The sequence below is a fragment of the Roseobacter cerasinus genome (assembly GCF_009811755.1).
GTDB lineage: Bacteria > Pseudomonadota > Alphaproteobacteria > Rhodobacterales > Rhodobacteraceae > Roseobacter > Roseobacter cerasinus.
Map to the genome: position 1 here is coordinate 300,112 of NZ_BLIV01000004.1, position 21,848 is coordinate 321,959.

The 21,848-nt window shown below is 63.1% G+C and carries 23 protein-coding genes and 1 pseudogene; 18 read left to right on the forward strand and 6 right to left on the reverse strand.

Annotated features, from left to right (window positions below):
- Nucleotides 1-147 precede the first annotated feature (147 nt).
- Both So717_RS12425 and So717_RS22655 read left to right on the forward strand, forming a co-directional pair.
- Nucleotides 148-1,595 (forward strand): annotated as a pseudogene (locus So717_RS12425) (aldehyde dehydrogenase family protein); the annotation flags it as partial.
- 195 nt (nt 1,596-1,790) lie between these two features.
- Complete coding sequence (locus tag So717_RS22655) at nt 1,791-1,925, forward strand: hypothetical protein (RefSeq protein ID WP_368854957.1); 135 nt, start codon at nt 1,791-1,793, stop codon at nt 1,923-1,925.
- Between the two features lie 20 nt (nt 1,926-1,945).
- Here the strand turns inward: So717_RS22655 and So717_RS12435 are convergent, their stop codons facing one another.
- Entirely contained in the window at nt 1,946-2,647 is a 702-nt protein-coding gene (locus tag So717_RS12435) for an FkbM family methyltransferase (protein WP_159977718.1), read from the reverse strand.
- Between the two features lie 186 nt (nt 2,648-2,833).
- On the opposite strand from So717_RS12435, the gene So717_RS12440 reads away from it, so the two are divergent.
- On the forward strand, nt 2,834-3,649 hold the full coding sequence (locus So717_RS12440; RefSeq protein WP_238840883.1) for a glycosyltransferase family 32 protein: 816 nt from the start codon (nt 2,834-2,836) through the stop codon (nt 3,647-3,649).
- Nucleotides 3,650-3,709: 60 nt separating this feature from the next.
- Nucleotides 3,710-5,449 (forward strand): glycosyltransferase family 2 protein, encoded by a 1,740-nt coding sequence (locus So717_RS12445; RefSeq protein ID WP_159977720.1) that lies wholly within the window; start codon nt 3,710-3,712, stop codon nt 5,447-5,449.
- Here So717_RS12445 and So717_RS12450 read toward each other — a convergent pair.
- Nucleotides 5,446-7,479, reverse strand: a complete 2,034-nt coding sequence (locus So717_RS12450) for a glycosyltransferase family 61 protein (protein ID WP_159977722.1) — start codon at nt 7,477-7,479, stop codon at nt 5,446-5,448. The genes So717_RS12445 and So717_RS12450 overlap by 4 nt on opposite strands.
- 203 nt (nt 7,480-7,682) lie before the next feature.
- Between So717_RS12450 and So717_RS12455 the strand changes: the two genes are divergently transcribed.
- The 6 genes from So717_RS12455 to So717_RS12475 all read left to right on the forward strand — a co-directional run bounded on the left by So717_RS12455 (nt 7,683) and on the right by So717_RS12475 (nt 12,169).
- Nucleotides 7,683-8,621, forward strand: coding sequence for an ABC transporter ATP-binding protein (locus tag So717_RS12455; protein WP_159977724.1), 939 nt, complete (start codon nt 7,683-7,685; stop codon nt 8,619-8,621).
- A complete protein-coding gene (locus So717_RS12460; protein ID WP_159977726.1) occupies nt 8,618-9,379 on the forward strand; it encodes an ABC transporter permease in 762 nt (253 codons plus the stop codon). Before So717_RS12455 ends, So717_RS12460 begins: the two co-directional genes overlap by 4 nt.
- Before the next feature lie 68 nt (nt 9,380-9,447).
- Nucleotides 9,448-10,245 (forward strand): S49 family peptidase, encoded by a 798-nt coding sequence (locus tag So717_RS12465; protein WP_159977728.1) that lies wholly within the window; start codon nt 9,448-9,450, stop codon nt 10,243-10,245.
- Nucleotides 10,246-10,250: 5 nt separating this feature from the next.
- Complete coding sequence (locus So717_RS22065; protein WP_174239044.1) at nt 10,251-10,421, forward strand: hypothetical protein; 171 nt, start codon at nt 10,251-10,253, stop codon at nt 10,419-10,421.
- Complete coding sequence (locus So717_RS12470) at nt 10,418-11,368, forward strand: calcium/sodium antiporter (protein WP_238840885.1); 951 nt, start codon at nt 10,418-10,420, stop codon at nt 11,366-11,368. Before So717_RS22065 ends, So717_RS12470 begins: the two co-directional genes overlap by 4 nt.
- A 21-nt stretch (nt 11,369-11,389) precedes the next feature.
- On the forward strand, nt 11,390-12,169 hold the full coding sequence (locus tag So717_RS12475) for an SDR family oxidoreductase (RefSeq protein ID WP_159977730.1): 780 nt from the start codon (nt 11,390-11,392) through the stop codon (nt 12,167-12,169).
- Nucleotides 12,170-12,208: 39 nt separating this feature from the next.
- Here the strand turns inward: So717_RS12475 and So717_RS12480 are convergent, their stop codons facing one another.
- Complete coding sequence (locus So717_RS12480; RefSeq protein WP_159977732.1) at nt 12,209-12,454, reverse strand: hypothetical protein; 246 nt, start codon at nt 12,452-12,454, stop codon at nt 12,209-12,211.
- A 4-nt stretch (nt 12,455-12,458) separates the two neighbouring features.
- On the opposite strand from So717_RS12480, the gene uvrC reads away from it, so the two are divergent.
- The 5 genes from uvrC (at nt 12,459) to So717_RS12505 (ending at nt 16,352) form a co-directional block, all read left to right on the forward strand.
- Nucleotides 12,459-14,336: an excinuclease ABC subunit UvrC gene (uvrC, locus tag So717_RS12485; protein WP_159977977.1), complete on the forward strand. Its 1,878-nt coding sequence runs from the start codon at nt 12,459-12,461 to the stop codon at nt 14,334-14,336.
- Nucleotides 14,337-14,463: 127 nt separating this feature from the next.
- Complete coding sequence (gene pgsA / locus So717_RS12490) at nt 14,464-15,138, forward strand: CDP-diacylglycerol--glycerol-3-phosphate 3-phosphatidyltransferase (RefSeq protein ID WP_159977734.1); 675 nt, start codon at nt 14,464-14,466, stop codon at nt 15,136-15,138.
- Entirely contained in the window at nt 15,135-15,380 is a 246-nt protein-coding gene (gene moaD, locus So717_RS12495; protein ID WP_159977736.1) for a molybdopterin converting factor subunit 1, read from the forward strand. The genes pgsA and moaD overlap by 4 nt, the downstream gene beginning before the upstream one ends.
- Nucleotides 15,380-15,823 carry a molybdenum cofactor biosynthesis protein MoaE gene (locus So717_RS12500; protein WP_159977738.1) on the forward strand — a complete coding sequence of 148 codons (444 nt, stop codon included), beginning with the start codon at nt 15,380-15,382 and terminating at the stop codon, nt 15,821-15,823. Before moaD ends, So717_RS12500 begins: the two co-directional genes overlap by 1 nt.
- Nucleotides 15,824-15,905: 82 nt before the next feature.
- Nucleotides 15,906-16,352 (forward strand): universal stress protein, encoded by a 447-nt coding sequence (locus So717_RS12505; protein ID WP_159977740.1) that lies wholly within the window; start codon nt 15,906-15,908, stop codon nt 16,350-16,352.
- Nucleotides 16,353-16,444: 92 nt separating this feature from the next.
- Here So717_RS12505 and So717_RS12510 read toward each other — a convergent pair whose 3' ends face one another.
- The 3 genes from So717_RS12510 to ubiA are packed head-to-tail and all read right to left on the reverse strand — an operon-like array spanning nt 16,445 to nt 19,685.
- Nucleotides 16,445-16,771: a hypothetical protein gene (locus So717_RS12510; protein ID WP_159977742.1), complete on the reverse strand. Its 327-nt coding sequence runs from the start codon at nt 16,769-16,771 to the stop codon at nt 16,445-16,447.
- On the reverse strand, nt 16,764-18,662 hold the full coding sequence (locus So717_RS12515; RefSeq protein ID WP_159977744.1) for an OmpA family protein: 1,899 nt from the start codon (nt 18,660-18,662) through the stop codon (nt 16,764-16,766). The genes So717_RS12510 and So717_RS12515 overlap by 8 nt, the downstream gene beginning before the upstream one ends.
- A gap of 60 nt (nt 18,663-18,722) precedes the next feature.
- On the reverse strand, nt 18,723-19,685 hold the full coding sequence (ubiA, locus tag So717_RS12520; RefSeq protein WP_159977746.1) for a 4-hydroxybenzoate octaprenyltransferase: 963 nt from the start codon (nt 19,683-19,685) through the stop codon (nt 18,723-18,725).
- Between the two features lie 24 nt (nt 19,686-19,709).
- On the opposite strand from ubiA, the gene So717_RS12525 reads away from it, so the two are divergent.
- The 3 genes from So717_RS12525 to So717_RS12535 are packed head-to-tail and all read left to right on the forward strand — an operon-like array spanning nt 19,710 to nt 21,807.
- Nucleotides 19,710-20,429 carry a 16S rRNA (uracil(1498)-N(3))-methyltransferase gene (locus So717_RS12525; RefSeq protein WP_159977979.1) on the forward strand — a complete coding sequence of 240 codons (720 nt, stop codon included), beginning with the start codon at nt 19,710-19,712 and terminating at the stop codon, nt 20,427-20,429.
- Nucleotides 20,426-21,283 carry a GNAT family N-acetyltransferase gene (locus So717_RS12530; RefSeq protein WP_159977748.1) on the forward strand — a complete coding sequence of 286 codons (858 nt, stop codon included), beginning with the start codon at nt 20,426-20,428 and terminating at the stop codon, nt 21,281-21,283. The genes So717_RS12525 and So717_RS12530 overlap by 4 nt, the downstream gene beginning before the upstream one ends.
- A complete protein-coding gene (locus So717_RS12535; RefSeq protein ID WP_159977750.1) occupies nt 21,280-21,807 on the forward strand; it encodes a hypothetical protein in 528 nt (175 codons plus the stop codon). The genes So717_RS12530 and So717_RS12535 overlap by 4 nt, the downstream gene beginning before the upstream one ends.
- Nucleotides 21,808-21,848: the final 41 nt, after the last annotated feature.

Genomic DNA, 21,848 nt, shown 5'->3' on the forward strand with positions numbered 1-21,848 from the left:
CCCAGTCCCTTGCCGAAGCATCTTGTATAAACCGATCGGTTGGTCAATAAATGTTCCAATCACCCCCAGCCGGAGGCCGCGATGACCCTGATCGACGTAAAGAGCTTTGCCGCAGGGCAATAGATCGCCCCGGATGACAGCGCGCGCATGATCGAGAATGCGGTCACCGGCGCGGCGATGGCGCGGGTGGGGAACGAGGCGCTCGACGTGCAGGCGATGCTCGCTCACGCGCGGAACGTGGGTGGGGCGAACCTGCGCAAGAGCGCCTTCCTCGGCCAGCACATCTGCACGCCGCTGCGCGGGGTCGCGGTGCATATCAACGCCTTCAACTTCCCGGTCTGAAGCATGTTGGAAAAGCTCGCGCCGACGCTGCTGGCCGGTGTGCCCACCATCGTGAAACCGGCCACCGCCACCTGCTATGTGACCGAACGCGCGGTGCAGATCCTGCTGGCGAGCGGCCTTCTGCCCGAAGGTGCGCTGCAGCTGGTCGCGGGAGGCTTGGGCGACATGCTCGACCACCTGACCGATCAGGATGTGGTCAGTTTCACCGACTCTGCCGACACGGCGCCGAAACTGCGCTCCGCCCCGCATCAGATGCGAAACGCGATCGGCTTCATTGCCGAGCAGGACAGTCTGAGCGCCTCGATCCTCGGCCCGGATGCCGTTCCTGGCATGCCTGAGTTTGAGCTTTTCATCAAAAAAGTGCGGCGCGAAATGACTGCAAAAGCCGGGCAGAAATGCACCGCCATCCGCCGCATCCTGATCCCAGAGGCGCAGGTTGAGGCGGTGACGGACACGTTCTCGCGCAGCCTCGCCAAGACGGTGATTGGCGACCTGCGATCCGAGGGAACGCGCATGGGGTCTCTGGTCTCCAATGCCCAGAAGCGGGATGTGCTCGAAAAAGCGCAGGTTATTGCGACCGAAGCAGAACGCGTCTTTGGCAATCCGGACGATTTTGACGTCGTTGGGGTCAGCGCAGATCAGGGCGCCTTCCTGCCGCCGATGCTCTCTTACTGCGCGGCCCCCGATAGCGCCACCCGTGTGCGCGACACCGAAGCCTTTGGTCCGGTCTCAACTCTCATGGGCTACCGCGACCTCGACCATGCGATCGCGCTGGTGAACCGCGGGCAAGGCTCGCCAGTGGCCTCCGTCTTGACCCATGATCCGGAGGTGGCGCTCGACGCAGGTGCCTTTCACGGGTGGCTCTATTTCAACAACCGCGATTCCATGGGTGAAAGCACCGGGCAGGGGTCGCCCTTGCCGCATATGGTGCGTGGTGGGCCGGGCCACGCGGGCGGCGGCGAAGAGATGGGCGGTGTACGCGGCGTGATGCACTCCATGCAGCGCACCGCGGTGCAGGGCAGCCCGGACATTCTCACAGGTGTGACCGGCCGACGGGTGCCGGGTGCAGCTTAGATCAAACAGGACCCGCATCCTTTCACCCGCAGCTTTGACACGCTGGCCATCGGCGAGACTCTGCGCAGCCCGTCCCGCGAGGTCACACTCGAAGATATCGAAATCTTTGCGCGGTTCACGGCTATCTGTTGATCAGCTTTGCCGTCGGCCTCTTTGTTGAACCCTCCGAAGGGCCGGTTGGAGCCCGACAGCCCATTGCCTGACTGGATGGCGGACAAGGTTTGCCTGCCGGACATGCTGCGCCATGCGGCGATTTTCGCAGATCTCCTGGATGCCTGTAGCGAGGTTCTGTCGGCGCGCGCGGCGGTATCGCCACTGGAGTCGCGGTCCTGCGCATTCTGGTTGTTCATGGCTGGCGCCGGATTGTGCTGAAGGTGCGCGCGCTGCCTGCGCATGTGTTCCCGCAGGACTGGGCGGGCGAGCGGTGCTGTGCGCGGGTGCGACAACTGCTGCACGACCACCCCAGAATTGACCTGTCCGGCCTTGAGGCGCCGAGCGCGGCTGCGTGACGTCTCTGCAGTGTCCTGGCCTAGTTCCCGGATCGGCGTTGATAGACCCGCACACCGGGTTGGGAGCTTTCCCGGTCAAGGCCAAACCCCTTGTCGGTCAGCCCTGCGTTGATCTCCTGAAGCCCATCCCGACCATAGACCTGGCGATGCACCTCGAAAATCAGCGTGTTTATGCCGCCAAGGTCGGCATGGCGCAGGAATTCCAACTCGGCCCCTTCGATGTCCATCACGATCACATCATGTGGGAAACCCGCTTTGAGCGCTCCGTAGGGCAGAACAGGGACCTGAACACGCCGGGCCTTCTCGGGCTTTTTCAGGACAGTCAGGGCCGAGCCAAGGAAGTTCCCGCGCAGGAAGAAGTCTACCTCCTTCGGCGCATTCGGCTGCGACAGCACCACCGCGTGGCGCACCGCGATGATGTCGGAGAGATCATTGTGGGTGTAAAGGCTCCGGATATGTGGGATCAACTCCGGGTTGGCCTCGATGGCGAGCACCCGCTCAGGCGCACAGTTCCGTGCGATCACGGCACCCACGATGCCGGAGCCTGCGCCCATCTCAAAGATGCGCGCGCCGGGTGTGATGGCCGCAAAGCTGGCCTTGACCTCCTTGCCCTCATAGCGCCCATCCTGCATCGCGCGGATCATCTTGGGCCCGAAATGCGGCGCTGCGGGCACCTCGATGCCATGATAATCTGCAATGATCTCCGGGGGCTGGTCTGTCATCGTCGGGGTCCGATCTGGGCGGGCGCGCTGCCCCTTCATGTTTCAGAAATCCGAACGGCGCGCAAACCTGGCCATCTGAGCGGCCAGTCGAGATCACAGCCGTTGATCAACGAGAACTTTGTTGTTGCGCGCGAGTGTAGTATCGCTCACCGAAGCGCAACAAGATCAGAGTGAACAGGCCCGCCCATGCCCGAATTGAACCGCAGACCGGTGGCGTCACTCTGGATCGGCACGCGGCTGCACTACCTCAACCAGCTCTGCCTGAAGTCGCATGTGGCGGAAGGGCATCCAACCACGCTCTACTGCACCGACGTGGTAGAGAATGTGCCTGAAGGGGTCGCGTGCCGCCCCGCCTCGGAGATCTATGACATTGACATGGGACTTGTGAGCAAGACCAGCGCGTCGTTCCTGTCGAATGTGTTCCGCTACAAGATGATTGAGAAGACAGGGGCGATCTGGATCGACTGCGACGCCTTCTGCCACAAACCCTTTCCTGAGGAGGAGGGGTACATCTTTGGCGAGCACAGCTATCGCGGGGCGCTGAATTGCGGGGTCGTCGGTCTGCCACAGGGCAGTGAGGTGCTGGGGATGCTGCTCGATTATTACGACGATCTGCCGGACTATCCGGCGTGGTGGGGCCGACGCCAGCGCAAGAAGATGGACGCGCAGGATCCGGGGTTGTCGCACGCGGCACGCATCTACGCGACGGAGCGCACGGCCTTCGGGCCGCAGGCGTTCACGCATTTTGCCAAGGTGTCGGGGATCTTTGCGCAGGCGCGGTCGCGCGATGTGCTCTACCCCGTGCCGTTCCAGCTGAATGACGTGTTCTACGACCCGCACGGGCGGGTGGAGGGGCATTTCACGGATGCGACGCTGTCGGTGCATCTTTACACCAACGGCACGCGGCGCTGGTGGCGCAAACATGTGCCGGAGCCAGGCTCTTATGCGGAGCGCATGTGCGCCCAGGTGGGTATCGATCCAAGCCTTGCGCTCGAACAGTGAGCCACCGCAATCGCGCTTGAAAAACACATAAGTCCGCATGGCACGACGCTGGCTGTGTCGATGATGAAGGACGAGGCGCCCTATCTCATTGAATGGGTTGCCCATCATCTCGCGGTCGGCTTCACGGATATTCTCGTCTACACCAACGATTGCACGGATGGCACGGATGACATGCTGATCCGGCTGGAGGAGCTGGGGCTGGCGCATCACCGGCGGAATGTGATCCCCGAGGGGCGCAAGCCGCAGCCCTCTGCCATCAAGCACGCGCAGGACGAGCCGATTGTGCAGCAGGCGGATTGGGTGCTGCTCTTTGATGCGGATGAGTTCTTGTGCATCAATTATGGGGATGGCCGACTCGACAGTCTGCTGGACGCGGCGGGTGGGGCCAATGGCATTGTAATCACCTGGCGGGTGTTCGGCTCGGGCGGGGTGCAGGACTGGAGCCGCGCGCCTGTGACCGAGCAATACCAGCACGCGGCCCCGCCCTTCTGGAACAAGGGCTGGGGGGTGAAGACGCTCTTCCGGCATGATCCGGAAAGTTGGCGTCTGGGCATCCACCGCCCCAAGATCAAGGCCAAGCAGCTCAAGACCGATTTCCCCGACCGCGTGCGCTGGCTGAACGGGTCGGGCCTGCCGATGGAGGATTACTTCAAGTTCCGCGGCTGGCGCTCGATCCGGCGGACGGTGGGCTATGACTGGGTGCAGATGAACCACTATGCGGTGAAATCCGTCGACGCCTATGCGGTGCGCAAGTTTCGCGGCAACGTGAATTTCAAGAAGGACAAGTACAACGCAGACTACTGGGCGCTGCAGGACCGCAACGAGGTGCATGACACCAGCATCCTGCGCTACCGGGAGGCGCGTGCACGGATCGCGGCGGAACTGCTCAAGGACCCCGTGCTCAACCGGTTGCATCACGACGCGCTTGCGCAGGTCGAGGCGCGTCTGGCTGCCTTCAAGCAGACCGAGGACTATACCACGCTGAAGGCCGGGTTGCAGGCGGCCTCGCAAGTGCCGCTGGCGCAGGTCAATGCAAGCCCGCCCAAAGCGCGCGATCCTGCGAAGATAGCCGCCAAGATGAGCGAGGTGGAGCAGCGCGCGGCGGCCCGCCCGAAGTCAGAGCGCCGCAATGCGCCTGCGGTCGAGGTCGCAGATCCCTACAGCGCGGGCGCGTTCTACGTCTCGCGTGAGATTGAGGTGGATGACACGTGGTCGGGCGAGGTGGTGCCAAACCATGGTGTGGAACTGCCTCTTGATGCGCGCATATTCACGCCTCATGCGCTCGACGATATCCAGGCTGGCAAGTTCGATCGGCGCCATGCACGGCACCTGCCGGGGTTTTTGGAGGGACACACACGGGTCATGGTGGTTGGATCCGGGGTTTGCTTTCTGCCGATACTGGCCTGCTTCGCACGGCCCGATGTGGTGGTGCTGGCGCATGAGGCGCGTGCGGATCTTGCCGCTGTCGGGCGTGGTTTGGCGCGGGCACATGGGCTGGCCAGTGACCGGCTCAAGATCGTGGACGGCCCTTTGTTTTTTGCGGGCGACGATCCCTCGAAAGACGCGCGCGGTCTGGCGGCCATGGTGGCGGATTTTGCCCCAACTGCGCTGCTGCTCGACATGCCCGGGATCACTCCGCAGGCTGTGGCCTCTTCGCTGGTCCTGCCGTTGCGGCGCATCCTGTTGACCACGCGGATGGCTGTGGCCGGTTGGCCTGATGCGCTTGCCGATCTGGGGTTTGCAGCGCCAGTTGAGCCACATAGATCCGGCATGTCCGTCTTTGATCGCAGTCGCCCCTAGCCGTGTGGCGCGGGTAGGGCGACAGCCCGGCTGCCCCGTGCCGCGAGATCTTCTTCCAGCGCCTCGATCTCACGCGCGTCCGGCAGGTCTGGCGCAAAGTTGCGGTCCACGTAGTGCAAAGCCTTTAGCTGGTCGAACAGCGCGCCAAAGTCGAGCTGACCTACGGAGCGGAAATCCACCCGTTTGGACCCGGCCACCAGCCAATCCTTGCTGATCACATCAATCACATCTGGCGTCGTATCGCAGAAGGCCTCGTACTGACGAATATAATCGGCCGCATTGGCGCGGGAACGGCGCAGGATCAAGCAGACACGTGGCGCGGGCGGCAGGAAAAAGGCTGCCAGATGCAAGGCTGATCCATCTAGAGCCACGACCTGCCGCGCGGCCTTGTAGCGTGCGATCTGTACCTCCAGCGGATGCAGCTCCGGATGGAAAATCTCATAGCCCTGCCGCGCGAGGTTGGCTTCGATGACATGCTCGCCCAGAACGCCGCCACGGTGCGGCGGCAGCCGGGCGCGGCTGATGTAAAGCCGCTCGGCCCCTTCGGCCTTCACCCGGCGCCCTAAGCGGTTTCGCATCAGGTGGCGGTAGTCCGGCGTGCCCGCATATCTTTCGCCCCAGCCAAATCCCAGTTCAGGGATGTGCAATGTCTCCACCTGCGTGGGCCGCTCGATAATCTTGACGGGCACGCTCAGCTCAAGCTGGTCGAAAAACGGCGACAGCGCCTTAAGCGCGCGCCGTGCCTTTCTGACCTTCCCGCGATAGGGCAGGTAGAGGACGCTGTCGATCTCGCCCTCAACGGCCGCCAGCGCCCAGAGGCGGGCTGTGGATTCCACAAGAAAATGTCCGAAATGCCCCCGGAGGTGCCCGGCAAACAGGTGGTTACCGGCGAGCGTGTCGATGAGTTCCTCATTGGACAGTGTGGGCGGCGGGGTGAATTTCGTCGCCCTGATCCACGTGCGGGATTGCGCGCAATAGCGGCCACCCGCCAAAAGCACGCCAGAGGCGAGCGCTGTATCGTGTGGCCGTTCAGGGACAACAATGGCCCGGCTTTCGGTCGTGATACGACCATTGAGGCGTGCCTTTTGGTGCTGCTCGGCGCGCGGGTTGTCCAGCTTTTCCAGCCTTGTTCGGGCCTTTTCCAGATAGACCGCGTCAGGGTCCAGCGCTTGCAACCTCTCCAGCGCGACCTTCGCCAGTTGCGGATGGCGGGCAGCAGTGACATTGCTGAGCAGCGCCTTGCGCCATGGGCGCAAGTTGCGCCGATGGCTCAGGCTGCGCACAAAGGCGGTGGCCTCGAATGTCCCAGCGCCGATGGCGCCAAACAGATCTTCGAGCACCCCGCAGGCCTTCACTTGCCGCAAGGCGCGATGCCCGAAATGGCGGCACTTCACATGGGTGACGTTGGGGTGCAGCAAACGCTGGGCGTGCGCGCGATCTTCGGGAACAAAAGGATCGTAAAAGAGCAGAACCCGCGCGGCCTTGGGCACAGCCTCGGTGGCGTCAAGGAAGGCGGGGCTGTCCCAGTCCCATTTGCGAAGCGCATATTTGAACCGTGCCTCAAAGGGCGTAATCTGCTGATTGAGCGTCGTCTGCGGGCTGAAAATCGCCACCTCCGCGCCGGGGACCAAGCGGGAATAGGTCAGCGCTGCATAGCCTCCCATGGAGGTGCCGGTAAAGATAACCCGCTCGAATTGCTCAAAAAAACCGGCCTCCTGTAGGCAGGTCAGCAACATTGGCGTATCGGCGTTGCGGTACCAGTCTTTGCGGCGCGCGATGAGGCCCAAGATCGAAAATCCAAGCTTTTGCACCCGCATATGCAGCCAGGGTTGCGGCGGGTCGTATTCACCCACCGAGCCAAGGTTGTCGAATGTGACGAAGAGTACCGGCGCGCGCCGCACGAATTGCGCCTCCACCAGCTGGGATTTGAGAACAAACTGATCGCGTTGGGCCGCCTCCGACGCGGAGCGGACCTCTGGCGGAGGCGGGCTGCCCGGCCTCGGGGTCTTCTCTGCTCGCTTTGCTGCCATGCATGGTCCCAATGCCTGCTGCCCCTGCGGACAGCTGTCAGCGGCACCTTAGGCGCGCTCGTCGGCCTGTGCCACGGTCTTTTCCCGCCGGGTTCTTTTGCCGACAGGCGCACAGAGCTTATCGTTGTATGTGCGCTGGCGCGCTGTTAACTTCATGGATCGCCGCCTAGGGTGCGCGTGAGCAGGCAGAGGACGTCGATCAGATGACACCAATTCTTGATGTCAGGCAGTTGCGTAAGTCTTACGCAGACGGGTTCGAGGCCCTCAAAGGTGTCGATCTGCAGATCGAGCAGGGCGAGATCCTGGCGCTTCTCGGGCCCAATGGCGCAGGCAAGACAACCTTGATTTCAACTGTCTGCGGGATCACGCGGGCCACCTCCGGTCAGGTCATCGTGGGTGGCCACGACATACTCACAGAGTTTCGCGCGGCGCGGACGATGATCGGGCTGGTGCCGCAAGAGATCAACCTGGAGCCGTTCGAGAAGGTCATCAACACCGTGCAGTTCTCGCGCGGGCTGTTTGGCAAGCCGCGCGATGATGCGACCATCGAGCGGATTTTGCGGCAGCTCTCGCTTTGGGACAAGAAAGACAACCAGATCCGTGCGCTTTCAGGCGGTATGAAACGCCGGGTCCTGATCGCCAAGGCGCTCAGCCATGAGCCGCGGCTGCTGTTCCTTGATGAGCCCACCGCCGGTGTCGATGTGGAGCTGCGCAAGGACATGTGGGAGATTGTCGAAGGTCTGAAAGCCGACGGCGTGACCATCGTGTTGACGACCCACTACATCGAAGAGGCCGAGGCGATTGCAGATCGGGTTGGCGTGATTGCCAAGGGTGAGCTGCTGCTGATCGAGGAGAAAGCCAGCCTGATGGCGCGCATGGGCCAGAAGCAGCTCGATGTGCAGTTGTCAGAGCCGCTGGAGGCCGTGCCCGATGCGCTGGCGCGGTACAATCTGACGCTTTGCGACAACGGGTGCACACTGACCTATGCATACGACACCCGGGCGGAGCGCACGGGCATCACCAAGCTGTTGCGCGATGTCTCGGAGACGGGGCTGGTTCTGCGCGATGTGGTCACGCGGCAAAGCAGTCTGGAAGACATCTTTGTGGGCCTCGTGCAGGACGAAACGGGAGATGCGGCATGAACTGGTCTGCGATCCGGGCAATCTATGTCTTCGAAATGGCGCGGTTCTTCCGCACGCTGGCGCAGAGCTTTCTTTCGCCAGTGCTGTCCACCTCTCTTTATTTCGTCGTCTTTGGCGCGGCCATTGGCAGCCGCATCCAGGAGATTGAGGGCGTGAGCTATGGCGCCTTCATCGTGCCGGGGCTGATCATGCTGTCGGTGATCACGCAGGCGATATCCAATGCGTCTTTCGGCATCTATTTTCCGAAGTTCATCGGCACAATCTATGAGCTGCTCTCTGCGCCGGTGAGTTTTCTGGAAATCGTCGCGGGCTATGTAGGGGCCGCAGCCACCAAGGCGCTGTTCATTGGCGTGATCATTCTGATCACCGCGTTTTTCTTTGTCGATGTGACGATCCAGCACCCGCTGGCGATGGTGGCGTTCCTGCTGCTCACCTGTCTCAGCTTCGCACTATTGGGATTCATCATCGGCATTTGGGCGGGCAGTTTCGAGCAGTTGCAACTGGTGCCGCTGCTGGTGGTCACGCCGCTGGTGTTTCTGGGTGGGTCGTTCTACTCAATCTCGATGCTGCCGCCGGTGTGGCAGACGATCTCCTATTTCAATCCTGTGGTGTATCTGATCTCGGGCTTTCGATGGGCGTTCTTTGGCAGTGCCGACGTGCCGATTGCCGTCTCTTTGTTTGCCATCGCCGGTTTCACCGCCGCCTGCCTGCTTGTGATCGGCTGGATCTTCAAAACCGGCTGGCGCATTCGGCAATAAAGCCGCAGCGAAAAAGCTTATCACCTGCCATCTTGTTTGCGGGGGGGTGCCATTCTACATGGGGTCACATGAAACGCTGGATCCCCTTCTTGAAATCAGAGCCGACGGTCGCCGTGATCCGCCTGTCGGGGATGATTGCCGCCTCCGGGCGGGCCACGCTGAATGACGCGAACCTCGCCCCCGTCATCGAAAAGGCCTTTGCCCGCGGCAAGCCCGAAGCGGTGGCGCTCGAGGTGAACTCGCCCGGCGGCAGCCCGGTGCAGTCTTCGCTCATTGGCGCGCGCATCCGGCGGCTGGCGGAGGAGAAAGAGATCCCCGTCATAGCCTTTGTCGAGGATGTGGCGGCCTCGGGTGGCTATTGGCTCGCCGCCGCGGCGGATGAGATCTATGCCGATGAGAGCTCGGTCGTGGGCTCCATCGGGGTGATCTCGGCCTCCTTTGGCGCGCATGAATTTCTGGTGAAGAACGGGATCGAGCGGCGCGTCTATACCGCGGGCGAGTCGAAATCCATGCTCGATCCGTTCCGGCCCGAGAAGCCCGAGGATGTGGAGCGGCTGAAAGAGCTGCTGGAGGATATCCACAGCAACTTCAAGGATCATGTCAGCGCGCGGCGCGGGGGCAAGCTGCCCGAGGATCGTGATCTTTTCACCGGGGAGGTCTGGCTGGCGCGCAAAGCGACGGAGCTGGGGCTGATCGACGGGATCGGGCACCTGGGGCCGATGATGAAGGAGCGCTTTGGCGAGAAGGTGAAGTTCCGCCGCTATGGCGTGCGCAAGCCCTTCCTGGCGCGGTTCGGAGGGCAGCTGGTGAGCGACGCCCTGCACGGACTGGAAGAGCGCGCCGCCTACGCGCAGTTCGGACTGTAGACTTCATGATCTTCAAGATTGTCACCCTGTTCCTTGTCGTCATGGGCGTGCTCGCCATGTTCGGCAAGATGCACTGGCTGGGGGGCAAGCGGCTGTCGAACGTCAAATGCCGCGCCTGCGGGCGCTACCGCATCGGCAAGGGCCCGTGCCCCTGTGGTAAGGATCGCCGCGCATGATCATGCCGTGGATCTTCTGCGGTTTTGGTCTGGTGCTTTTGCTTCTTGCGGGGGATGCGCTGGTCAAGGGCGCGGTGAACATGTCGCTGCGCCTCGGGGTCCCCGCGCTGATCGTGAGCCTGACGATTGTGGCTTTTGGCACCTCGGCGCCGGAGTTGCTGATCTCGGTACAGGCGATCCTGGAGGCGTCGCCGGGGCTGGCGCTGGGCAATGTGGTGGGCTCGAACACGGCGAACATCCTGCTGGTGCTGGGGGTGCCTGCGCTGCTCGCCACGATGCACACGTCGGAGTGCAACACGCGCAAGACCTACAATCAGATGCTCTTCGCCAGCGTCCTGTTCATCGGGTTGGCGTTTCGCGGTGTTTTTGACTGGATCGCGGGGGGGGTGCTTCTGACCGGGCTTGCGCTGATGCTGGGGGTCGCCTTTCGCGATGCCCACCAGCACCGGCAGGCCTGCAAGGGGGAGCCCGAGGAAGAGCCGGAGGGGGCCGACCCCGACCTGCCGTGGTGGCGGATTGTCATGTTCCTGCTGCTGGGGCTTGCCGGGCTGCCGCTGGGCGCGGATCTGCTGGTCGACAATGCGACGATCATCGCCAAGACCTATGGGGTGTCGGATACGGTGATCGGGCTGACGCTGGTGGCCATCGGCACTTCGCTGCCGGAGCTGGCCACGACGGTGATGGCGGCACTCCGGCGGCAGGCGGATGTGGCCTTGGGCAATGTGATCGGCTCGAACATGTTCAACCTGCTGGCGATCATCGGCATTGCCAGTTTCGTAGGGCCGATCCCGGTGGACCGGGAGTTTCTGACCTTCGATCTCTGGGTCATGCTCGGCGCCTCTGTTCTTTTGCTGCCCTTCGTCTATCTGTCTTGGAACATCACGCGGGTCTGGGGCGTGATCCTGAGCGGGCTCTATGTGGCCTACCTGGTGATCGTGCTGGCTTGACGGGCAGGTCAGGGAGATTTTATGCCGACAGCTTTGGTGACGGGCGCGAGCCACCGGATTGGCCGCGCCATGGCGCTCTATCTCGCGGGGCGCGGGTATGATGTGGCGGTGCACTATGCGTCTTCGGCGGCTGGGGCCGGGGAGACGGTGGCAGGTGTTGAGGCGGCGGGGACGCGGGGCGTGGCGCTGCAGGCGGACCTGTTGGACGATGCGGCGAGTGAGGCGCTCTTCGATCAGGCAGCGGGGGCCTTTGGCGGGCCGGTGACCTGTCTGGTGAACAATGCCTCGATCTTCGAGTATGACACGGTCGCCTCGGCCACGCGGGAGAGCTGGGACCGGCATATGCAGAGCAACCTGCGCGCGCCCTTCCTGCTGACCCAGAAGATGGCGGCACAGGGGCTGGCCCCACTCGCGGATGCCGCGGGCGAGCCGCAGGCCGCCGGGCTGATCGTGAATATGATCGACCAGCGGGTGCGCAAGCTCACGCCGGAATTCATGACCTATACGCTGGCCAAGATGGGCCTCTGGGCGCTGACGCAGACCTCTGCCCAGGCGCTGGCGCCCGCGATCCGGGTCAATGCCATCGGGCCCGGCCCGACGCTACAGGGCGGGCGGCAATCGGCGGAGCATTTCGCCAGGCAACGCGCCGCGACGGTGCTGGAGCGGGGCTCCAACCCTGCGGATATGACGGCGGCGCTGGGCTATTTCCTGGATGCGCCGGGGGTCACGGGGCAGCTGCTCTGCGTCGATGGCGGGCAGCACCTTGCCTGGCAGACGCCGGACGTCCTGGGCGTGGAATAGGGGCTGCGGCGCCGGAGTTTTGCACGGGCTTAATCTGTGTTACAAATCCGTTACTAAAATGTCTTTGTTTTCAAAACCTTGTGCTGCGCAGAAGAAAATATCACGTAAAAACAGATGCTTGGTTTGTTGCCTATTTTTTGTGCAAAGCGCTGAAATCCCCTCACAGAAAGGAAAATTTCCGGATGGCTGGAAGTTATCGGCAGAGTTATCCACATGATTGGTGGAAAGGTTCTGCCTTGCAGTTGCTTTCACTCCGGTGCAGCGGCAGCTAAGAATCACACTCATGGATATGTCGCACTCAGAAGAGACCCATCCCAAAGATGTGGCGATCGGCCCTGAGGTCATTCAGGGCTATCTCAAGACGCTGGACACATCGCCGGGCGTCTACCGGATGCTCGACGCTGAGAGCCGGGTTCTTTATGTGGGCAAGGCGCGCAACTTGCGTGCGCGAGTGAGCAATTACAGCCGTCCCACGGGGCATTCCCCGCGCATTGCGCGGATGATCTCGATGACCGCGTCGATGATGTTCCTGACAACGCGGACCGAGACCGAGGCGCTGCTGCTGGAGCAGAACCTGATCAAGCAGCTGAAGCCCAAGTTCAACGTGCTGCTGCGTGACGACAAGAGCTTTCCGAATATTCTAGTGACGGCGGAGCATGACTTTCCGCAGATCAAGAAGCATCGCGGGGCGAAGAAGGAGAAGGGGGCGTATTACGGGCCCTTTGCGAGTGCGGGGGCGGTGAACCGGACGCTAAACCAGTTGCAACGCGTCTTCCTGCTGCGGGATTGTTCGAACGCGATGTTCGACAGCCGTACGCGGCCCTGTCTGCAGTATCAGATCAAGCGGTGCAGCGCGCCTTGCGTGGGCAAGATCAGCCCGGAGGAGTATCGCCGCTCGGTCAAGGATGCGGAGACGTTTCTGACCGGCAAGACCACGGATATTCAGGCGCGGCTGGCGGCGGAGATGGGCGCGGCCTCGGAGGCGATGGAGTTTGAGCGGGCCGCCGCCTTGCGCGACCGGATCAAGGCGCTGACCCAGGTTCAGACGGCGCAGGGCATCAACCCCAAGGGGGTGACCGAGGCGGATATCATCGCCCTGCACATGGAGAGCGGGCAAGCCTGTGTGCAGGTGTTTTTCATTCGTGCCAATCAGAACTGGGGCAACAAGGACTACTATCCGCGCGTCGGCCCGGATGTGGATGCCGCAGAGGTGCTGGAGGCCTTTGTCGGTCAGTTCTATGACACGCGGGAGCCGCCGCGGCAGCTGATCCTCAGCAATGAGATCGAGAACCCGGACCTGATGGCCGAGGCGCTGACCGGCAAGCTGGGCCGCAAGGTGGAGCTGCTGGTGCCGAAGCGGGGCGAGAAAGCGGAGCTGATCGATTCGGCGCTGCGCAATGCGCGCGAGAGCCTGGCGCGGAAGATGGCCGAGACGGCGACGCAGGCAAAGCTCATGCGCGGGGTGGCAGAGGCCTTTGATCTCAAGGCCCCGCCTGAGCGCATCGAGGTCTATGACAACTCCCACATTCAGGGCGCCTTTGCCGTGGGCGCGATGATCGTTGCGGGGCCCGAGGGGTTTCTGAAGAACCAGTATCGCAAGTTCAATATCCGGGGCGACGCGCTGACGCCCGGGGATGATTTCGGGATGATGAAAGAGGTGCTGACCCGGCGCTTCAAGCGGCTGATCAAGGAGGACCCGGAGCGCAGCGAGGGGCACTGGCCGGATCTGTTGCTGATCGACGGGGGCGCGGGGCAGGTGAGTGCGGTGCGCGAGATCATGGAGGCGCATGGGGTGGGTGACATCCCCATGGTGGGTGTGGCCAAGGGCATCGACCGGGATGCGGGCAAGGAAGAGTTTTACCGCACCGGCAAGCGTCCCTTCGCGCTACGCCACAATGATCCGGTCTTGTATTTCATTCAGCGGATGCGGGATGAGGCGCATCGCTTTGCCATTGGGACGCATCGGGCCAAGCGGGCGAAATCGGTGGGGGCCACGCCGCTCGACGACGTGCCCGGTGTGGGGGCGGCCCGCAAGCGGGCGCTGCTGGCGCATTTCGGGTCGGCCAAGGCGGTGGCGCGGGCGAACCTGAGTGACCTTAGAGCTGTGGAGGGGGTGTCGGGCGCCCTGGCTGAGAAGATCTATGACTTCTTTCATGAGCGCGGATGACTCCTTTGTGGGCTTTTCTGCGAAAAGCCGTGCCTCCGGCGGGGATATTTATGGCCAGAAGAAACCCGGGGGCTGGTGCTGTCGGTTGCCGCTTTCGCCCCGTCAGAGCGCGGTGTAGGGTTCGGACATGACGCTGACTTTGCCGAATATGCTGACCATTGTCAGGTTGGTGGCCGCGCCCATGGTGGCGGTGATGTTTCTTTATTTCACGCGGCCTTATGCGGATTGGTTTGCGCTGGTGCTCTTTGTGCTGGCGGCGGTGACCGATTGGTTTGACGGCTATCTGGCGCGCGCCTGGAAGCAGGAGACGAAGTTGGGCGCGATGCTCGATCCGATTGCTGACAAGGCGATGGTGGTGATTGCGTTGATGGTGATCGTGGGCTTCTCGGATGTTTACTGGACGCCCTGGCTGGTGCTGCCGGCCACCGTGATCCTGTTTCGGGAGGTCTTTGTCTCGGGGTTGCGCGAGTTTCTGGGCGATACGGCGGGCACGCTGAAGGTCACCAAGCTTGCCAAATGGAAGACCACCGCGCAAATGGTGGCGATTGCGGTGCTGTTCTCGCGCGGGATTTTCGAACATCATCTGGTGATGAACAGTTTTGGGATGGATCAAGCCTTGGTCAGCCAGGTGCTGCAGGGTGAAGTTGAAGATGTGAGCGGCCTGCGCTTTTACTATCATGCGATGGTGTGGTCGGGGCGCGTGGGGCTATGGATGTTGTGGATTGCGGCGGCGATGACCCTGATGTCGGGGTACGACTATTTCCGCAAGGCCACACCTTACCTGAGGGATGAAAGCGCATGAATGTGTTGTATTTTGCCTGGGTGCGCGAGCGGATCGGATTGCCGCGCGAGGAGGTTCAGAGCGAGGCCGCAACCGTGTCGGAGCTGGTGGATGAGTTGGTGGCGCGGGAGGAGCGCTATGCGGCGGCCTTTGCCGACCGCTCGGCGCTGCGGGTGGCGATTGATCAGGAGTTGAGCGATTTCGATGCGCCCTTGGCGGGTGCGCGCGAGGTGGCCTTTTTCCCGCCAATGACGGGGGGCTGATGCGCGTATCGGTGCAGGAGGCGCCCTTTGATCTGGGCGCAGAGACCGCGGGGTTTGCGGCGGGGCATCAGAATATGGGCGCTGTGGTGACCTTCACGGGGGTGGTGCGCGATAGCGATGCAGGCGGGCTGAAGGTCATGGAGATCGAGCATTATCCCGGCATGACCGAGCGCGCCTTGACCGACATCGCCCAGGAGGCGCAGCGGCGCTGGTCGCTTGGCGATGTGATGGTCATTCACCGTCACGGCAGCCTTGCGCCCGGCGAGATGATCATGATGGTGGCGACGGCGGCGCGGCACCGCAAGGATGCCTTTGAGGCCGCCGAGTTCCTAATGGACTACCTGAAATCCCGCGCGCCCTTCTGGAAGCGAGAAGTCACCGACCGGGGCGCTGGCTGGGTGGCCGCCAAGGCCGAGGACGAGGATGCGCTGACCCGCTGGTGAGCGGTTTGACGTGCATCAAGGCGGGGTGTGATCACACGCCCTAGTCTTCTTTCGAACTGGAACACGAGAGGAGACATCTGCAATGTTTGAGAAAATCACTGTTGGGTTTGATGGATCGGAGGCCTCGGAGAAGGCTTTGCGCACAGCCTGCAATCTGGCCACGACCTATGGATCTGAGCTGCATATCTCCCATACGCCAAAGCCCGAAACGGTGGCCTTCGCCATGGGGGCTGTTGCGGGATACCATGTTGCCACAACCATGCCCTCTGCCGAAGAGGTCGCGGAGGCGGCGCAGAAGGTCCTGATGCAGGCGCGGACGGTCGCGGCCGAGGCCGGTGTTGCACAGCCCATTTCGCACGTTGGCGATGGGGAGCCGGGGCGGGCGCTGGTCGGACATGCAGATGAGGTGGGATCTGACCTCATTGTTACCGGGCGCCGGGGTCTGGGCAATCTGACGGCTATGGTCTTGGGCAGCACATCCCAGAGTGTCGGGCATCTGGCCAAATGCGCGCATCTGACCGTGGCTTGAGCCTGTGAGATCCTGATGCGCTGATATCTCGTGAAGTCAGGGACCTTAACGCATCGGGTAAAGCGTGGCGTTTCAGGTTGTCGTGAGATGCTTTAGCTGATCGCTTCCCGGCTGACCTGCGCGCGCAGCTCTTCGGCCTCGTGCCGGGCGTCGCGCAGGCCGTCCATGGCCGCGCGCAGCTCTGCCTCGGTCTGGGCGAGCTGGTTGGTCAGCTCTGCCTCGCGCTGCTGCAGGTAGGTGATCGCCTGATCGCGGGTCTCTTCGGCCTCGTGCAACTCCTGACTCATTCGGTCAAGTTGGGCCACATCGTCGGCAGCGACGCGGCTGAACCGGTGGATCAGCCAATTCGCGAACCAGCCCAGGCAGAAGGCCACAAACAAGATCGCAGCTGTTGCGATAACAAACTCAGTCCTACTCATCCCGGGACCCTTCCACACCATCACTGCTCTCTGTATCGCCGGATTCTGCAGCGCTTTCCAGTGCTGTTTCGCCTTCAGGTTGAGGTGACGGAGGGGGGATCAGGCGAAATTCGATGCGCCGGTTGGCTTCGCGGCCTGCCTCGCTGCCGTTATCGGCGATGGGGGCGGCCTCGCCGTAGCCTTTGGCGACAAATGTGCCGGTGAGCACACGCCGGGCGCGTAACTCGTTCAGCACTGATTCTGCCCGGGCCTGGCTGAGGGCGAGGTTCATTTCTTCCCGGCCCTGGCTGTCGGTGTGCCCTTGCACCTCAAGCCGCAGGTCGCCGCAGTCGCGCAAGACCTCGGCAATCATATCCATTGTGTTAAGCGCGCCTTCGTCGATGGTGGCGCTGCCGGGCTCGAACACGATTTTGGACGCCGACACGATCTGACTGATATCCGCCTCGCATTCCTGCGGGGTTGGAAGGGCAGCAATCGGGTCCAGCGCTTTCACATAGGCCACGTCGATGTCGAAAGTGCCGTCCTGGCCGAGTTTCCCGGCCATGAACTGTGCGACAGCGGCGCGGGCATTCTGGTCGCCAGACTTGCCGGTCAGCGCGATCTTGTCGGGAGTGACTGTGACGGCGCCGTTGTTGAGATATCCCAGCGCCTGAATGCCGGTGAGCACGCGGGCTGACCAGTCTTGCGGCAGGTTATCCACCACACGCGCGGCGGTGTAGACATTGGCTGAGCCGAATTTGGCGCGGGCAAAGCTGTCGGCCACTTCGCGCATTTTCTCATCCGACAGCCGCCCGCGCAGTTGAACCTGCCCTTCGGGGCTGAGTGTGGCGATGAATTCGGCAGGCCCTTCGGATGGCTCAAGCGTCTCGGGCAGCACCGCAGCGAGCGCGAAGACCTCGGGCAGGCCGGTCTCCAGCTCTCCGGTGATACGATCAAAGAGGCGCGGGTCGGTGCCTTCTGCGGCCACCAGTGTCACATCCGCGTCAGAGAAGGTGACGCTGCCGCCGCCAAGCTCTGCCAGAGCGGTGATGCCGGTTTCGACGGCCTGCGTCCATGTGGGAGAGGGCACGCCCATGCCGACGGTGCAGCGTCCTGTCCCGTCCAGCCCGGCGGTATGTGCTGCGGCCAGGATTTTGTCGCGGTTCTCTTCGGTGTCGGCGGAGCAGGCGTCAAAGCGCGCGCCGCCCTGATCGATCACGAAGCGCAGGGTGAAGGGGGTGATCACCGGGCGCGGGGCGCTGATGTTGAGCGTGAGGCGCAGGGCAGGTGGTGCAGCGCGCGTCAGCTCTTTTTCCAGCGCTGTTTTTGCGGCGACACTGTCGGTGATCGCGGTGACCTCGACGCGGCCTGCGGTGACCGACACCTTGGCCCGGGGCAGGTCGCGGGTGGCATTGATGGCGAAGGCCAGCGCGTCGTCCCAGCCGGTGGGGGCGGGGTAGTCCGCCGTTTCCAAAAGATCGGTAACCGGCAGATCGGACATCGCGGCAAAACCGTCGACAATTGCATCGCGGTCGGTGCTCTCGGGAATGAGCCCGATGATGGACACGCCCGAGGTGTTGCGCAGGACTTCGGCGGAAAAGCGCGGCGCGGCGATGGCTTTGGCTGCAACGACATCCATGTCGTCGATGATCCGCGCGGCATCCACCACGGAGCCCGCCACGCTAAGCGCCTGGAACCGCAGCGCCTCGGTGGGTGCTGTCCCGGACAGCATCACGCGCAGACCGTCCGCCTCGACCTCCGCCCAGGTCAGCGCGTTGGTATCGAGCGCGTCCCGCACGCCGATCTCGGACGAATCCTCGACCAGTTGCACCGACGCATTTGCCGCCAGAAAGGCGGCAGCGGCAGCAGCGGCGAAAACGCAAAGCGAAAGGGTTTTGGTGGCGCGCGGCATGGGGCCTGCTGATCTGTTACGGTTCCTCTTTGTGATACCTGCCTGCGGGCGGGGGTTCAATCATACCAGCAGCGCTGCGCCAAAAAAGAGCAGCGGGATCGCGCCGGTATCGCGGTTGGCGCGAAAGAGGTGCAGCAGCTTCGCGTTATCGTGGATGTCGAGGCTGCGCAGTTGCCAGATCATATGCCAGCCCATGGCCAACGGACCTGCCAGCGCCAGCAGCAGTGCGAGTGGTGAGGCTTGTGGCAGCGCTGCGACAATCACGGCAATGCCGACGAGAGTGACGGTTATGATCAGAAACCGGCGCAGCCAGGTGCCGGTTTGATCACCAAAGAGCCGCGCGGTGGATTTGATGCCAATGAGCGCGTCATCTTCGGTGTCCTGATGCGCGTAGATCGTGTCATAGAAGAGCGTCCAGGCGATGCCTGCGAGATAGAGCAGAAGGGCGGGCGCGTGCAGCGTGCCGCTATGGGCTGCCCAGGCCAGCAACGCGCCCCAGTTGAAGGCGAGGCCAAGAAAGACCTGCGGCCACCAGGTGAACCTCTTTGCAAAGGGATAGATGGCGACGGGCAGCAGGGCGAGCACGCCAAGCGCAATGGCTGCCACATCGAAGGTGAGCAGGATGCAGAAGGCCAGCAGCGATTGCGCACACATCCAAATGATGGCTCCGCGCACGGTCACCTGACCTGCCGGGATGGGGCGGGAGCGTGTGCGCTCCACCGCGCCGTCGAAGTCACGGTCGGTGATGTCGTTCCAGGTGCAGCCTGCGCCGCGCATCAGCCACGCGCCCGCCGCGCAGCCGAGGGCGATCCAGAGGTCATGCCAGGAGGCGTGCTGGTCATGCAGCATCGCCAGCGCCAGCCCCCACCAGCAGGGCAACAGTAAAAGCCAGGTGCCGATGGGCCGGTCGGCCCGGCTGAGCCGCAGGTAGGGGCGCGACCATGCGGGGGCCAGCCTGTCGACCCAATTGTCTTTGACGGCGTCTGCGACAGCGCCATCTGGTACAGGCTGCGGCTTTTGCATATGTCTCTCCTCATGGATCAGACCGTGACGGCCAAAGTCAGACTTTATGTAGAGCATGCCTTGGGCGCGGGGCAATCGGTTCCGGTGTCGCGGGAGCAGGCGCATTACCTTTTTGGCGTGATGCGGCTTGGGGTCGGTGCGCAGATTCTGGTCTTTGATGGCCAGAGCGGCGAGTGGCTGGCCGAAGTGGCGGAGGCAGGCAAGCGCGGCGGTGTGCTTGCTGTGCTGAGCCAGACGCGCCCGATGCAGATGCCGCCCGATCTGTGGTTGATGTTTGCGCCGATCAAGAAGGCGCGCACCGATTTCATTGTCGAGAAAGCGGTGGAAATGGGCGCGGCTCGGATCGTGCCGGTGCAGACGCAGTTCACCAATTCGGGGCGCATTCAGCGTGCGCGGTTGCAGGCGCATGCGGTCGAGGCCGCCGAGCAATGTGGCGCGACCTTCGTGCCGGAGGTGGTGGAGATGCAGCGGCTGGACCGGGTGCTGGGCGCCTGGGAGAACACCCGGCAGATCATGTTTTGCGACGAGGGGCAGGTGGCCTCAAAGCCCACCTTACCTGCCGTTTGCGGGCCTTGGGCGATTCTGATCGGGCCGGAGGGCGGCTTTGCTGATGGCGAGCGCGACAGGGTGCAACGTATGGGACAGGCCCACGCGGTGTCTCTTGGGCCGCGCATCTTGCGGGCGGATACGGCGGCGGTTGCGGCTTTGACGCTCTGGCAGAGCGCATTGGGAGATTGGGTGTGATCCGGATCGCAACGCCAGAGGATGCGGCCCGGCTGGAGGCGTTCCTGCAGCCCTATGCGGTGACCTCGATGTTCCTGCGCGGAAATCTGGCCGCGCATGGGATCGGCGCATCTGATCATGCCAATGCGACCACCTATTATCTGTGCGAGGCGGCGGGGCAGATCACTGCTGTGGCGGGCTGCACCAACGGTGGCTTCCTGATGTGCCAGGCGCCGGGTGCCAACGCTGACTTTTGGGAAGATTGTGCACGGGCCCTGCAAGGTCGGACGCTGGTGGGCATGACAGGCGTGCCCGAGCAGGTGGAGGCCTTTGCCGCAGCACTTGGATTTGAGGATTCGGCGTTCCGGTTGAAGGATGTTCAGCCGCTTTATGCGCTGTCGCTATCCGATCTGCCGGACCTACAGGCGGCGGATGTGTCGCTGCGTCGCCCAAGACCGGACGAGACGCGTTGGCTCGCGTCATGGTTCGACGCCTATCATCACGAGACCGGCATGGGCACGTTGGGCGGGACCGACGGGCAGCTTGCGGCACGGCAATTCGTCGAAAGGGCAGACGCCCGGGTCATGGAGATTGGCGGTGTGGTCTGTGCGATGTCGGCGCTGAACGCGCGCACGTCTGACATGGTGCAGGTGGGCGGCGTCTACGTGCCGCCCGAGCATCGCGGGTGTGGCCATGGCGGGCGCATCGTGGCATTGCATCTGGCTGAGGTGCGGGGGCAGGGCATTCGTGCGGCGATCCTCTTTGCTGCGACATCTTTTGCGGCCCGGGCCTATGAGGCCATCGGGTTTCGGAGGATCGGCAGCTACCAGATTTCCTTGCTTGATACACCTCGGATTGTGGGGCGCGCGGCATGACCTTCCTGCGGCCAGAGGCGAAGGCGCAGCTTGTCCGCTGGCGCGAGGTGCTGGCGGGCGGTGCGATGGTGGTGCTGGGGCTGTGGTGGCTGCTGGGTCCGGGGCGGTTGCTGGTGCTTCCGGCGCTTGCGCTGCTTGCCGGCGGGGCGGCGCTGGTCTGGGTCGGCGTGCAGCGCGCACGGTTTCGCTCTGCGGGGCAGGGGCCGGGGGCGGTGCGTGTGGATGAAGGCCAGATCACCTATTTCGGGCCGCTGACGGGTGGGTCTGTGGCGCTGCGAGAGATGACCGAGCTGGTGCTGGACAAGACGTTTTACCCTGCGCATTGGCGACTAACGCAGCCCGGCCAGCCCGATCTGTTGATTCCTGTGAACGCAGAAGGTGCCGAAGCGTTGTTTGACGCTTTTGCGACACTGTCCGGCCTGCGGACGGAGCGAATGCTTAACGCGCTGCAGGGTGCTGACGCGCACGCCATCGTGATCTGGCAGCGCGCAGGTGAGGCCGCCGCCCCCCTTCGTCTGCATTGACACCTTCGTCGTTTCGGCTCATCCCTGACCTTCCTAGATCA

Bases quoted from the DNA above. Each gene is read 5' to 3' on its own strand.
- So717_RS12435 (WP_159977718.1), bottom strand. From the start codon at position 2,647: ATGACAGACCAGCCCCCGGAGATCATTGCAGATTATCATGGCATCGAG.
- So717_RS12440 (WP_238840883.1), top strand. From the start codon at position 2,834: ATGCCCGAATTGAACCGCAGACCGGTGGCGTCACTCTGGATCGGCACG.
- So717_RS12445 (WP_159977720.1), top strand. From the start codon at position 3,710: ATGATGAAGGACGAGGCGCCCTATCTCATTGAATGGGTTGCCCATCAT.
- So717_RS12450 (WP_159977722.1), bottom strand. From the start codon at position 7,479: ATGGCAGCAAAGCGAGCAGAGAAGACCCCGAGGCCGGGCAGCCCGCCT.
- So717_RS12455 (WP_159977724.1), top strand. From the start codon at position 7,683: ATGACACCAATTCTTGATGTCAGGCAGTTGCGTAAGTCTTACGCAGAC.
- So717_RS12460 (WP_159977726.1), top strand. From the start codon at position 8,618: ATGAACTGGTCTGCGATCCGGGCAATCTATGTCTTCGAAATGGCGCGG.
- So717_RS12465 (WP_159977728.1), top strand. From the start codon at position 9,448: ATGAAACGCTGGATCCCCTTCTTGAAATCAGAGCCGACGGTCGCCGTG.
- So717_RS22065 (WP_174239044.1), top strand. From the start codon at position 10,251: ATGATCTTCAAGATTGTCACCCTGTTCCTTGTCGTCATGGGCGTGCTC.
- So717_RS12470 (WP_238840885.1), top strand. From the start codon at position 10,418: ATGATCATGCCGTGGATCTTCTGCGGTTTTGGTCTGGTGCTTTTGCTT.
- So717_RS12475 (WP_159977730.1), top strand. From the start codon at position 11,390: ATGCCGACAGCTTTGGTGACGGGCGCGAGCCACCGGATTGGCCGCGCC.
- So717_RS12480 (WP_159977732.1), bottom strand. From the start codon at position 12,454: ATGAGTGTGATTCTTAGCTGCCGCTGCACCGGAGTGAAAGCAACTGCA.
- uvrC (WP_159977977.1), top strand. From the start codon at position 12,459: ATGTCGCACTCAGAAGAGACCCATCCCAAAGATGTGGCGATCGGCCCT.
- pgsA (WP_159977734.1), top strand. From the start codon at position 14,464: ATGACGCTGACTTTGCCGAATATGCTGACCATTGTCAGGTTGGTGGCC.
- moaD (WP_159977736.1), top strand. From the start codon at position 15,135: ATGAATGTGTTGTATTTTGCCTGGGTGCGCGAGCGGATCGGATTGCCG.
- So717_RS12500 (WP_159977738.1), top strand. From the start codon at position 15,380: ATGCGCGTATCGGTGCAGGAGGCGCCCTTTGATCTGGGCGCAGAGACC.
- So717_RS12505 (WP_159977740.1), top strand. From the start codon at position 15,906: ATGTTTGAGAAAATCACTGTTGGGTTTGATGGATCGGAGGCCTCGGAG.
- So717_RS12510 (WP_159977742.1), bottom strand. From the start codon at position 16,771: ATGAGTAGGACTGAGTTTGTTATCGCAACAGCTGCGATCTTGTTTGTG.
- So717_RS12515 (WP_159977744.1), bottom strand. From the start codon at position 18,662: ATGCCGCGCGCCACCAAAACCCTTTCGCTTTGCGTTTTCGCCGCTGCT.
- ubiA (WP_159977746.1), bottom strand. From the start codon at position 19,685: ATGCAAAAGCCGCAGCCTGTACCAGATGGCGCTGTCGCAGACGCCGTC.
- So717_RS12535 (WP_159977750.1), top strand. From the start codon at position 21,280: ATGACCTTCCTGCGGCCAGAGGCGAAGGCGCAGCTTGTCCGCTGGCGC.